Raw genomic sequence first — 12591 nt, 5'->3', positions numbered from 1 at the left:
TTTGCATATTAAAAACATAAGTTCTATATTTGCAGTCCGAAAAAAGGATAAACAGGGTTTGGTTTAATTATCAGGCCTTTATATATAAAAATATTATTATACTAGAAAATGGCAAATCATAAATCATCTTTAAAAAGAATCAGAGCAAACGCTACTAAACGTTTACGTAATAGATACCAAGCAAAAACTACTCGTACTTTTGTTAAAAGATTACGTGCATCTGTAGATAAAAAATCAGGTCAGGAGTTATTGCCTAAAGTGATTTCTATGTTAGATCGTTTAGCTAAGAAAAATGTTATTCACAAAAATAAAGCTGCAAACAACAAATCTAAGTTAACTAAATTTGTTAACGGCTTAAAATAGTAATAGCTTTACAATATTGTAAACGGGATAGGCTTTGGCTTATCCCGTTTTTTTGTTTATGGTAAAATATGAACAAAAACTGGGTATTAAATCTTTAGCACTGGCCGATCGGCCACGTGAAAAACTAATGTTTAATGATAGAAGACATTTGTCTGATGCGGAATTGATTGCAATCCTGATCCGTTCTGGGAATAAAACTGAAACATGTGTTGAGGTTGGGCAACGTATTCTTTTAAACTATAATCATGATCTTGATATATTAGGGAGAACATCTGTACAAGATCTGACACTGTTTAAAGGAATAGGGGAAGCTAAAGCGATATCGATTATTGCAGCACTGGAACTTGGCCGTCGCAGAAGAGAGCTGGCACCTGTAAAGTTAACACAAATACATTCTTCAATTGATGCGTTTGATTTGCTCCGGCCTATGCTTGCAGACCTTGATCATGAAGAGTTATGGATGCTGATTCTAAACAAAGCCAATTGTGTGATTGGTAAACATATGATTAGTACGGGAGGACAGGCCAGCACCACTGTTGATCCTAAAATCATCTTTGAAAAGGCAATTACAATGAAAGCTGCCTATATCATCCTTGCACATAACCATCCTTCAGGTAATTGTCAGCCCAGCAGAGAAGATATTGCTGTTACCAAAAAACTGGTGGAAGCAGGAATGTTACTGGATACGCCGATACTCGATCATCTCATTATTACGAATACCAAATTCTGCAGTATGGCCGATCAGGAAATTATTTAATGTCAATTCCTTATGTTTCTGTCCTAATAAATATACTGCAAAGCATTATTTTATATCTTTGCATTTTAGAAGAAAAAATAACATGAAGATATCATATAACTGGCTTAAACAATTCGTACAAACTGACCTTAACCCACAGGAGCTTTCATTGATACTGACCAATATTGGTCTGGAGGTAGAAAGCCTTGAAAAAGTACAGCCGGTGGTAGGCGGTCTGGAAGGATTAGTGATAGGTCATGTGCTTACATGCGTTCCACACCCTAATGCAGACAAGCTGAGGGTTACTACGGTAAATGTTGGAGCAGCGGAAGCCATACAGGTTGTATGTGGTGCACCAAACGTAGCAGCAGGACAAAAAGTTGTTGTGGCTACTGTTGGTACTACTGTTTATCCGAATGAAGGTGAACCTTTTAAAATCAATAAATCAAAAATCAGAGGTGAGGTTTCTGAAGGAATGATTTGTGCAGAAGATGAAATTGGTCTGGGAGGTTCTCATGCAGGTATAATGGTACTGGCAGAGGATGCTGTCGCAGGACAGCCGGCTAAAGACTATTTCAAAATGGAAGATGATTATCTGTTTGAAATTGGATTAACGCCAAACAGAGCTGATGCAGCTTCGCACTTGGGTGTTGCGAGAGATCTGGCGGCCTATCTCAAGATTGTTTTAAAAATGCCGGAGATCAGCTCTTTTAAAACAGCTAATGAAAATCTAACTATTGCAGTTGAAGTAGCAGATACAGTTGCCTGCCCAAGATATAGCAGTGTATCAATTAGCGGGGTAACAGTTAAATCTTCTCCGGACTGGTTACAGGATAAATTAAAGGTAATTGGTATCCGTCCGATTAATAATATAGTTGACATTACCAATTATGTACTTCACGGTTTAGGTCAGCCGTTACATGCTTTTGATGCAGATCAGCTGGCAGGTAAAAAAATCATTGTGCAGAAGGTTGCTGAGGGTACTCCGTTTGTTACTTTGGATGGTATTGAACGCAAACTGTCCGCAGAAGATCTGATGATCTGTGATGCAGAAAAACCAGTGACTATTGCGGGTGTTTACGGAGGTAAGAATTCGGGTGTGAGTGCTGAAACTAAAAATATCTTTTTAGAAAGCGCTTACTTCAATGCCGTGTCTGTACGTAAGACGGCAAAAAGACATACTTTGAAAACTGATGCTTCTTTCAGATATGAGCGTGGTACCGATCCTGAAATGACAGTTACTGCTTTAAAATATGCTGCTTTATTGATTCAGGAACTGGCAGGAGGAGAAATTTCTTCTGTGGTTTCAGATCTATATCCTCAGCCGGTTGCTCCTTTTGATGTAGAAGTAACCTATAAAAATATTACCAGGCTGATTGGTGCAGAAATTCCTGATCAGGAAATCAGAGACATTATTACTTCACTGGGAATAACTGTTGCAGCTGAAACAGCTGAAGGTTTATCTTTAAAGGTTCCGACTTTTAAAGTGGATGTTACCCGTGAATGTGATATTACTGAAGAGGTGTTAAGGATTTATGGCTATAATAATATTGAAATTCCGACTAAGGTGAATGCTTCACTTACCTTTGCCGCCAAACCAGACAGAGAGCAGACCCAGCATGTGATTGCTGATATGTTAACTGCCAATGGTTATCTTGAAATCTGGTGTAATTCACTGACTAAAGGAGCTTATTCTAAAAATACAGATGAAGTGGTGCGGATCTTAAATCCTTTAAGTTCAGATCTGAATGTGATGCGTCAGAGTTTACTGATGCCGGCACTGGAAAGTGTTGCTTATAATCAGAACAGAAAAAGTGGTGATGTGAAGTTTTACGAGTTTGGCAAAACTTATCATTTGATAAATGAAAAATATGTTGAACGCCCAAGATTAATGCTGGTACTTTCTGGTGCTGATTATGCAGAACAGTGGAATCAAAAACCTGCTCCGGTAAGTTTTTATAGCTTAAAGGCTGCGGTTGATGCAATTATCGGCAGATTGGGAATCACCAATTACCAGACAGAAGAAGTGAGTGATGAAAACTTCGCTTTTGGATTGAAATATTTCAGAGGGCCGCAGACTATTGTAACCTTTGGTGCGGTAACAGCAGCAGATAAAAAACTGACTGATGTGGATAAGGATGTTTATTATGCAGATTTTGACTGGGCTTTATTGCTGGATATCGTTAGAAAGAATAAGATTATCAGTAAAGAGATTCCTAAGTTTCCTGCAGTGAGAAGAGATCTTTCCATGCTGGTAGATACTGACGTAACTTTTGATGCTTTGAAGACCATAGCATTTAAAACAGAGAAGAAATTACTGAAAAATGTACAGATCTTTGATGTCTATGTAGGTGATAAATTACCTGAAAACAAGAAGTCTTATGCATTGAACTTTACTTTGCAGGATGACCAGCAGACTTTGACTGACAAGCAGATTGATGCAGTTATGCAAAAGATTATCGCTAACTTAGCCCAAACTGCCAAAGCAGAGATAAGAAAGTAATTTTATTTGTTACTTTTAGGAATATTATAAATACTATAAATTTTTAAATAAAAGATGTCTTCGGTTGCAGAACAATTAGATTCAGTATTACTTAAAGCGGCTCGGCTTATCGAGCTCTGTAATGCATTACAAGAGGAAAATGAGTTGTTGAAGCAGGAAAATTCATCTGTTAAGTTAGCCTTGAATGCTGCAAAAACCAGGAACTCAGATTTGGATGAAAAGATGAGGGTACTTAAATTGGCAAAGAGTATTGAAGGAACAAGCGAAAAGACACTTGATATAAAGCAAAAAATTAACGATTTTGTGCGTGAAATCGATAAATGTGTAGTGTTGCTTAAAAAATAAGGATTACACGAAATTGAAACAAAGCTAAGAAATGGGAGAAATCTCGATAAAAATAACTATCTCTGACCGCATTTACCCTTTAAAGGTGAATATGGAAGAGGAAGAAATTGTAAGGCGGGCAGCCAAAATTATCAATGAGCGTATAAAGGACTACCAGGAAAATTATGCGGTCAGAGATAAACAGGATTTGCTATCTATGGCGGTGCTGCATTATGCAACAGCGGTATTAAGGGTAGAAAATAAAGTGCAGGATCAAGATACTGCAGTAGCTGAAAAAGTTGAAGAATTAGATAGTTTACTGAACGATTTTTTTACCAAATAGAATCGTTCTTTAATTTCAAAAGCGTAAAAGAGATTTAACCGTTGTTAAGTTTTTAGTTTCATTGTTTCGTTACTCTAAATACAGGCAGGTGGCTGGGATCAGCTGTTGTTGAACATTGCATGTATTTAAAACGGTAAAACAGGAAAATAAAATTTAACAACGGTTTTTTTTTGACTAAGATTTAAAATGGTAATGAGAGACCTGCATGAGCATACATTAGGTTATGTTTATGCATGTTTATATATATAAATTAAAATGGAAATAATAGGAATAATAGGATATGTACTGGCCAGCTTAGTTGTTGGTATACTGGTGGGCAGATATTTGCTGCGCAGCCTGTTAAAAAAACAGGAGATCGCCGCACAGACAAAGGTGAAGAAAATTTTAAAAGAGGCTGAGAGTAATGCTGAGATTTTAAAGAAAGACCGGTTACTGGAAGCCAAAGAGAAGTTTTTACAATTGAAAACGGAACATGAGCAGGAAGTAAATGCTAAAAACAACCAGGTTAATCAGCGTGAGAACGCCATCAAACAGAAAGAACAATCTGTGAACCAGCGTCTGGAAAACATGAACCGCAAGGAACAGGAGCTGGATAACAGCAGAAAAAACCTGGAAAAACAAACTGATATAGCGATTAAAAAACAGGAAGAAGTTGATCTGCTGAAAAATCAGCATGTGAAGCAACTGGAAACCATCGCTGGTTTAAGTGCTGAGGAAGCAAAAAATCAGCTGGTTGAAAATATGAAGCAGGAGGCCAGAACACAGGCAATGATACAGGTAAAGGATATCGTTGACGAGGCCAGACTGACAGCAACCAAAGAAGCTAAAAAAGTCGTTATACAAACTATTCAGCGTACTGCTGTGGAAGCTGCAATTGAAAATACCGTATCTATCTTTCATATTGAAAGTGATGAAATCAAAGGCCGTGTAATCGGGCGTGAGGGAAGAAATATCCGTGCACTTGAAGCTGCTACAGGTATTGAAATCATTGTAGATGATACTCCTGAGGCGATTATTCTTTCGGGTTTTGATCCGGTAAGAAGAGAGATTGCCCGTTTGGCTTTACATCGTCTGGTAACTGACGGACGTATTCACCCGGCCCGTATTGAAGAGGTCGTGGCAAAAACCAAAAAACAGATTGAGGATGAAATTGTAGAGATCGGTGAACGTACTGTAATTGATTTGGGTATTCATGGTCTTCACCCGGAGTTAATCCGGATGGTAGGACGTATGCGTTACCGTTCTTCTTATGGACAAAACTTACTGCATCACTCTCGTGAGGTAGCTAATTTCTGTGCTACAATGGCTGCTGAATTAGGCTTAAATGCGAAGATGGCCAAACGTGCTGGATTATTACATGATATAGGTAAGGTGCCTGATGATAATCCTGAATTGCCACACGCTATTTTAGGAATGCAGCTGGCAGAAAAATATAAAGAGCATCCTGAAATCTGTAATGCTATTGGTGCTCACCATGATGAAATCGAAATGACTTCTATGATCTCACCGATTATACAGGCTTGTGATGCGATTTCCGGTGCCCGTCCTGGTGCAAGACGCGAGGTGGTTGAAAGTTACATCAAACGTCTGAAAGAACTGGAAGAACTGGCTCTTTCTTACCCTGGTGTAGAGAAAACTTTCGCTATTCAGGCTGGTAGAGAATTAAGGGTTGTAGTGGAAAGTGAAAGAGTAACCGATCAGCAGGCTGAATTGCTGGCTGCGGATATTTCTAACCGTATCCAGACCGAAATGACTTATCCTGGTCAGATCAAGGTTACAGTAATCAGAGAGACACGTTCAGTTGCCTTTGCTAAATAGGCAGCTCAATAAATATTATTACCGGAGCGATAGATTATTCTATCGCTTTTTTTTTATTTTTATAGTATGAAGAATCAAAAATCCCAGGTGGGAAACCCGGCACAGAAAAAGGAAGTGGATGTATTATTTGATACTTATTCAGAAAGTCATCAGAATCCATCTAATGAACTGATACACTGGATCTGTGTGCCTTTAATTGTATTCAGCCTGCTTGGACTGATCTGGGCAATTCCTTTTCCTTATCTTGGTTTTCTCGGAAAGTATAATGGGTATATCAACTGGGCTTCTTTTGTTATTGCCTTTGCAGGGTATTACTATTACCGTCTTTCGCCGGTACTTTCTTACCTGATGATCTTACTGATATTTGCAGCCGCCTTTTTTATAGTGCAGCTGGAGCAATGGGCAGCAGCTGGCGGCCCCTCACTCTGGCTGGTTTGTACAGTGATTTTTGTGCTCTCGTGGGTGGGTCAGTTCATCGGTCACAAAATAGAAGGAAAAAAGCCCTCATTTTTACAGGATGTTAAGTTTTTGTTAATCGGTCCGATTTGGTTATTGCACTTCATCTGCATTAAGGTTGGATTAAAATATTAATTTTATACGTTTTAGCTAAGTCGCTGCGCAAGTGACTTAAATCTAATGTCTGACAGACATGAAAAACAAGGCCACTAAGTAATCAATAGTGGCCTTGTTTTTACAATATATCTGAATTTTGGCCGACTTAACGTAAGCTTAATATTGAGTAAACACTATTTTAAGACGTTCTGTAAGTCTGGCGAAATATTCTTTTAGCCACCTATACCCCTTTAAAGGGGTCTAATGACTCATTTTAACTTGTTTTTAACCCTGTTTTAATTCATCTATAATTTGATATTAACTCATGGGCTCATTAATGTGAAATTAATATTAACGTCATATTGCTGCCCTAGTTTTACAAAAAAAAACAGAAGCAAGAAAAATGAAAAAATTTCTAACAATTAATCTTTCCTGTGTATTACTTACTTTCCTCCTGTTTATGGGGTTAGGTGTAAATGCTCAGGTAACGACATCAAGCGTTAATGGTAAAATTAAAGATGCAAAAGGACAGACTATTCCCGGCGCAAGTGTTTTAGTTTTACATACTCCTACCGGAACTAAGTATGGTGCTGTTACAGGATCAGATGGTTATTTCCGTATTACTAACTTAAATCCTGGAGGACCTTACAAAATTACTGTTACTTATGTAGGTTACAATAAACAGGAAAAAGAGATCAACAGCCTTGGTTTAGGTACTGATCAGCGTTTGGACTTCACTTTAACAGACGAAGGACAACAACTGAGTGAAGTTACTGTTAAAGGTAAAAGAGGTGGCGTTAAAGTTGGCGCAGGTACACAGATTGGCGAACAGCAAATCAAAAATATGCCTACTGTAAGCAGAAGCTTAACTGACTTAACCCGTACAACTCCACAGGGTAGTAAGGATAACTCTTTCATGGGAACCAACTTCAGATACAATAACGTAACTATTGATGGTGCGATTAATAATGATGCAATTGGTTTCAGTCCTTCATTAGGTGGTCAGAGCGGAAGTTCTGGTATGCCAGGTAGCAGTACAAGAACAAATCCGGTATCGATTGATGCGATCCAGGATGTTCAGGTATTATTAGCTCCTTACGATGTTAAGATTGGTAACTTTACTGGTGGTAGTGTGAACGCAGTAACGCGATCTGGTACAAATGATGTATCAGGCTCTGTTTACGGTTATGGTCGTAACGCTAGCTTAATTGGTAAAAATAAAACCGGTGACGGTTCAAAAATGCCTTCTGCTTTCCACGATTACCAAACTGGTTTCAGATTAGGTTTCCCGATTATTAAAAATAAATTATTCTTCTTTACCAATGAGGAGATTACACGTCGTCAGGATCCTGTGATTTTGGCAGCAGGTTCTCCGGATATGACTGTGCTTACATTGGATCAGGCTCAGAAAATCTCTGATCTGATGAAAAATAAATATGGTATTGATGCTGGTTCTTTCGGTAACTATAATATCTATGCCAGATCAAATAAATTCTTTAACCGTGTGGATTGGAATATCAATGATAAAAATCAGTTGACTATCCGTAACAACACGATTACATCTACAGCAACTAACTTAGAGCGTGACCAGTCAAACTTTAGATTTGGTGGTATTGATTATAAACAAACAAATAATCAGAGTTCTACTGTTGCTGAGTTAAAAAGCAGAATCAACAACGATATGTCTAACAGTTTAGTTGTTGGTTATTCAAGTATTCATGATTACAGAACACCAACTTCTAATCCTGCTATACCACAAATCGAGATCAGTGGTGCAAACGGCGGAACGATATTTTTAGGTACAGACCGTGAAGCGAGTATATTCAATATGAAACAAAAGACATTTGAATTTACCGATAACTTTACTTTAACTAAAGGAAAACACACGTTTACTTTTGGTACACACAATGAGTTATACAATATTACCTATGGTTTCGTGAATGCATGGAACGGTCGTGTAGCTTATGGTAGTGTTGATGATTTCTTAGCTGGTAACCCTAATCGTGTACGTACTAACTATAATTATGCTGACAATACAAGGGATAACATTATGGCTAACCCTCCAGCACAATTCAAGTTAAATATGTTTAGTTTATATGGTGAAGATCAATGGCAGATATCTGATCGTTTCAAATTAACTTATGGCGTGAGATTTGATTTAGCTGATATGCCAAATAAACAACCTTTAAGTTCAAAAACTACTGGTTCTCCTGTTGATGCTAACTACGGAAATACTTATACTTATACTAAGCCAAACGAGATCAAAAATGATTTCTTTGGTCAGATTCAAATCTCCCCTCGTGTTGGATTTAACTTCGATGTATTTGGTGATCAGAGTTTGATTATGCGTGGTGGTAGTGGTTTATTTACTGGTAGAGTTCCTTTCGCCTGGTTGGGATATGCTTACTACAACAATGGGGTAACTTATGGTGCATATGATAATAAATCGTCACAGGTTGCATTTACTCCGGGAAGTGATCCTATCAGAGATGCTTTAAATGGAAATGGTGAAGCTGGATTTGTTTCTCAGCAAAAAGATTCAAAAGGAAATATAATCAACGTAAAAGATGCTAATGGAGCAACTCAGGTGGATTTAATTGATAACAACTTCAAAATGCCTAAAACATGGAGAAGCAGTTTGGCTTTTGATTATAAAACTGAGAACCAATGGAAATTTACGGTAGAAGGTATTTATACTAAAGTTATCAATGATTTGAAATTCCAACAGATCAATATTACTGATAACCCTACTTATATGGTTTATGATACACAACATCAACAACCAATCTACGGAAAGACTCCAATCAATCCATTATATACTAATGCGTACTTACTTTCGAATACAAGTAAAGGATACCGTTATAGTGTAACAGGTCAAATCTCGAAATCTTTCCCTTTTGGACTGGATGTAATGGCTGCTTATACTTATGGACAGTCTAAAGATTTAACAAACGGTATCAGAAACTCGATGGAGTCTAACTGGCAGTTAAACCAGGCTTTAAGCCCTAACAACCCTCAGCTGGCTACTTCTAACTTTGATATTCGTAACCGTATCGTATCAACTGTTAATTATAGATTTGCATGGGATAAAGCAAATAAATATGTGTCTACATTCTCTCTGTTCTATAGTGCACAGTCTGGTTCTCCTTATTCGTATGGATTCCTGAATACAACAATCAATGGAACAGGTCAGAATGTAAGTTTAGCATATATTCCTAAAGTTGGTGAAACGGTAAACTTCTTTAAAGATATTCCTGCTAAACCAGCAACTGGTACGGCTCCAGCGGTGCCAGCAGTTTCAGCGGCAACACAAGCAGCAGCATTTGATTCATACATTGATGGTGATAAGTATCTTAAAACAAGAAGAGGTAATTTCACAGAAAGAAATGCAGCACGCACACCATGGAATACACAATTGGATTTCCGTTTTGCTCAGGATATAAGAATTATAGAAAGTGGTAAACATAAGCACACTTTAACGTTTACTTATGATATCGTTAACTTAACCAATTTGTTAAACAAAAACTGGGGAGTTCAGTATTTCTCTCCTAACACTTATAACTCAATGGCTAGTATAGGTCTGAAACCAGGAACAGCAGGTACTGCTACTACTTATCCAACTTATACTTTCGATCAGAAAAACACAAGTAACTATTCAAAAGACTTCTTTGCATCGAGATTCCAAATGCAATTTGGTTTGAGATATAGCTTCTAATTATAGAAACTCAATTTTAAAGAGTATAAATTTGAAAGCCCTTGCCTATTAATTTAGGTAAGGGTTTTTTGTTTTGAGGATATTGATGAAGTTTATGTTTGAAAATTTAATTCGCTGAAATGATTTCAGCAATATCATTTTCCAGATCCGGCAGCTTAGAAATTATAATATCCCAGACAATATCATAGTCTATCCCAAAATATACATGTATTAAGTGATTTCTGGTCGCAGTAATTTTCCGCCATTCAATGTGGGGGTATAATATCTTAAATTCGGGGTCAACTTTTGCACTTGCTTCGCCGATTATTTCCAGACTTCTTACAATTGCCCTTGAAAGAACAGGATCATTAATTACAGTTGTTTTGTCTTTTTCTTTTGTTGAACTCAGTACAAAGGAGACTTCTTCAAGAATATGTTTGAGTAATTCAATATTAGAAGGGAACATATTCTGCCTGATTTAGAATATGCGGGCCAATATATTTGCTTAGAGATTGGGGAGTTATCACTTCAACCTTTCTGCCTAACAGATCTTCCAGAAAGAAAGAAAGCTCCATGAAATTATCATAAGTCTTTAGTTGAGGATCGAACTCAACTAAAAGATCAACATCACTATCTGCATGTAATTTACCAGTGATAAAAGAGCCAAAAACACTTAAGTTCGACACCCCAAAAGATCTTAACTTTTGACCATTGGCCTTGAGTAAGGAAAATAAGGATTGTTTATTTTGAACTTTTGTCTGCATATTCAAAGTTAATCAAAAGATTTCACTTAAATAAAAGTCCATCTGTCAGTATAAGTCTTTCTTAATCAATGTCGATAATTAAAGCTGGTATTCCGGGTGGTTGCTGTTAGAATTCTAAATAGGTTATAACCCAATCTAATCTGCTATATTGGCCCGGAAATGAAGATTTACTCATTTGATATATAGATAAGGTTACAGATTTGATGAAGCGCATAATTTTAAGTTTATTAATAGTTAGTACAGGAGCAGGAATGGTATCTGCTCAGCAAAAGGGATTTACAATCAAAGGGAAAATCATGAGCCTGAATGCTCCGGCAAAAGTTTATCTGGATTCTTATGGAGCGAAAGTTTTTGACTCTACCGAGGTAAAAGACGGCGTTTTTCAATTTAAAGGAACAGTAAAAAAGCCAGGGCTGGCCTATTTAAGTTTAGACAGAAATGGTGTTGGAAAGGATAGTATTGATCTGGAGGACAATACTGATGAACTGGGCTTTTTTTTAGACAATTCAGAAATTCATGTGGCTGCTCAGGATTCTTTAATACGGGGAACGGTAACGGGCTCTAAGATCAATGATCAGTACATGGCTTATAACAAGTTTATAGGTGGTACTGTTACAGCCGCCTATAAAAATTACCGGAACAGAATTTCTCCTTATTTATGGCGTTCATATCCTTTTACCAAAGAATTTGACGAATACATGTATAAATTCAAAACCGGGCGTTTTGAAAAACAGTTGCAGTTTATTCATGAGAATCCGGATTCTTTTTTTAGCCTGTATGCCCTGACCGATATTATAGATATGGGCGAAGGAAAAGATATGAAGAAAACAGGTGCTGCCTACAGATCCATTAATGCCGGATTCCGTAACACGGAGCAGGGGCAGCGGATAGGGAGATATATTCAGGCAAAGAGCCAGGGAGCTGTAGGCACAGCTGCACCTGATTTTACCTTATACGATGTCAACGGTAAACCGGTTACTTTATCTGCTTATCGTGGGCTTTATGTAGTGTTATATTTCTGGGTAACCGGTAACAGTCTGATTAAAGCTGAAAACTATAGAATGACTAAAGCAGCCGAACTGTATAAAAACAAAAAATTTAAAATTATCAGTATTGCTCTGGACCCTGAGAAAAAGAAAAAAATCTGGGTAAAAGAAGTCAAAGAAAATAAGCTGCCCTGGGTACAGGTCTGGGGCCTGAAATCCGGGCCGCTAGCTACAACTAAGCTTTATGGGAATTTAGGTACTCCGGTAAGTATTGTGGTGAACCCTGATGGAATAATCGTTTTAAAAGATCTAAATGGTGCAGAGCTGCAATATCAGTTAGCGGAATATATGAAATAGGTGATGTGTTATTAATGTATAGAAATGTTTAATACAGATAACTAATCCTTAATCATGACTTAACATCGGCCTTCTATATTTGTGGTGTAAATATTTGGTTAGTATTTATCAAGTTTAGGTTTAGTTGATAACAAAATAGCCCGGGTGGATG

General features: G+C 37.4%; 11 protein-coding genes. 9 read left to right on the top strand and 2 right to left on the bottom strand.

The genetic code is table 11. From position 1 onward, the window contains the following. The first annotated feature begins 108 nt into the window (after positions 1-108). The 8 genes from rpsT (at position 109) to PL_RS11580 (ending at position 10354) form a co-directional block, all read left to right on the top strand. Positions 109-363 (top strand): 30S ribosomal protein S20, encoded by a 255-nt coding sequence (rpsT, locus tag PL_RS11615; RefSeq protein ID WP_041878275.1) that lies wholly within the window; start codon positions 109-111, stop codon positions 361-363. Between the two features lie 58 nt (positions 364-421). After that, positions 422-1120 (top strand): RadC family protein, encoded by a 699-nt coding sequence (gene radC / locus PL_RS11610; RefSeq protein ID WP_041878273.1) that lies wholly within the window; start codon positions 422-424, stop codon positions 1118-1120. 82 nt (positions 1121-1202) lie between these two features. Next, positions 1203-3602, top strand: coding sequence for a phenylalanine--tRNA ligase subunit beta (gene pheT, locus PL_RS11605; protein ID WP_041878270.1), 2400 nt, complete (start codon positions 1203-1205; stop codon positions 3600-3602). 54 nt (positions 3603-3656) lie between these two features. Continuing rightward, positions 3657-3947: a hypothetical protein gene (locus tag PL_RS11600; RefSeq protein WP_041878268.1), complete on the top strand. Its 291-nt coding sequence runs from the start codon at positions 3657-3659 to the stop codon at positions 3945-3947. 31 nt (positions 3948-3978) lie between these two features. Then, positions 3979-4269, top strand: a complete 291-nt coding sequence (locus PL_RS11595; protein WP_041878266.1) for a cell division protein ZapA — start codon at positions 3979-3981, stop codon at positions 4267-4269. 255 nt (positions 4270-4524) lie between these two features. After that, complete coding sequence (gene rny / locus PL_RS11590; protein ID WP_200890686.1) at positions 4525-6087, top strand: ribonuclease Y; 1563 nt, start codon at positions 4525-4527, stop codon at positions 6085-6087. A gap of 66 nt (positions 6088-6153) precedes the next feature. Continuing rightward, positions 6154-6678 (top strand): DUF962 domain-containing protein, encoded by a 525-nt coding sequence (locus PL_RS11585; protein ID WP_041878265.1) that lies wholly within the window; start codon positions 6154-6156, stop codon positions 6676-6678. A gap of 364 nt (positions 6679-7042) precedes the next feature. Beyond that, complete coding sequence (locus PL_RS11580; protein WP_041878263.1) at positions 7043-10354, top strand: TonB-dependent receptor; 3312 nt, start codon at positions 7043-7045, stop codon at positions 10352-10354. Positions 10355-10460: 106 nt separating this feature from the next. Here PL_RS11580 and PL_RS11575 read toward each other — a convergent pair whose 3' ends face one another. Together PL_RS11575 and PL_RS11570 are read right to left on the bottom strand one after the other, a co-directional pair. Beyond that, complete coding sequence (locus PL_RS11575; RefSeq protein ID WP_041878261.1) at positions 10461-10799, bottom strand: HepT-like ribonuclease domain-containing protein; 339 nt, start codon at positions 10797-10799, stop codon at positions 10461-10463. Further along, on the bottom strand, positions 10786-11097 hold the full coding sequence (locus PL_RS11570) for a nucleotidyltransferase family protein (protein WP_041878259.1): 312 nt from the start codon (positions 11095-11097) through the stop codon (positions 10786-10788). The genes PL_RS11575 and PL_RS11570 overlap by 14 nt, the downstream gene beginning before the upstream one ends. A 203-nt stretch (positions 11098-11300) precedes the next feature. Between PL_RS11570 and PL_RS11565 the strand changes: the two genes are divergently transcribed. Next, the gene (locus tag PL_RS11565) at positions 11301-12440 is read left to right on the top strand and encodes a DUF4369 domain-containing protein (protein ID WP_041878257.1); all 1140 of its coding nucleotides are present in this window, start codon (positions 11301-11303) and stop codon (positions 12438-12440) included. The last annotated feature ends 151 nt before the right edge of the window (positions 12441-12591 follow it).

The sequence above is a fragment of the Pedobacter lusitanus genome, assembly GCF_040026395.1.
Classification (GTDB): domain Bacteria; phylum Bacteroidota; class Bacteroidia; order Sphingobacteriales; family Sphingobacteriaceae; genus Pedobacter; species Pedobacter lusitanus.
Note: the sequence above shows the minus strand (reverse complement) of the source record. Positions and strands in the feature narration are given on the sequence as shown.

Bases quoted from the DNA above. Each gene is read 5' to 3' on its own strand.
- PL_RS11580 (WP_041878263.1), top strand. From the start codon at position 7,043: ATGAAAAAATTTCTAACAATTAATCTTTCCTGTGTATTACTTACTTTC.
- PL_RS11600 (WP_041878268.1), top strand. From the start codon at position 3,657: ATGTCTTCGGTTGCAGAACAATTAGATTCAGTATTACTTAAAGCGGCT.
- PL_RS11585 (WP_041878265.1), top strand. From the start codon at position 6,154: ATGAAGAATCAAAAATCCCAGGTGGGAAACCCGGCACAGAAAAAGGAA.
- radC (WP_041878273.1), top strand. From the start codon at position 422: ATGGTAAAATATGAACAAAAACTGGGTATTAAATCTTTAGCACTGGCC.
- rpsT (WP_041878275.1), top strand. From the start codon at position 109: ATGGCAAATCATAAATCATCTTTAAAAAGAATCAGAGCAAACGCTACT.
- PL_RS11565 (WP_041878257.1), top strand. From the start codon at position 11,301: ATGAAGCGCATAATTTTAAGTTTATTAATAGTTAGTACAGGAGCAGGA.
- PL_RS11595 (WP_041878266.1), top strand. From the start codon at position 3,979: ATGGGAGAAATCTCGATAAAAATAACTATCTCTGACCGCATTTACCCT.
- PL_RS11575 (WP_041878261.1), bottom strand. From the start codon at position 10,799: ATGTTCCCTTCTAATATTGAATTACTCAAACATATTCTTGAAGAAGTC.
- rny (WP_200890686.1), top strand. From the start codon at position 4,525: ATGGAAATAATAGGAATAATAGGATATGTACTGGCCAGCTTAGTTGTT.
- PL_RS11570 (WP_041878259.1), bottom strand. From the start codon at position 11,097: ATGCAGACAAAAGTTCAAAATAAACAATCCTTATTTTCCTTACTCAAG.
- pheT (WP_041878270.1), top strand. From the start codon at position 1,203: ATGAAGATATCATATAACTGGCTTAAACAATTCGTACAAACTGACCTT.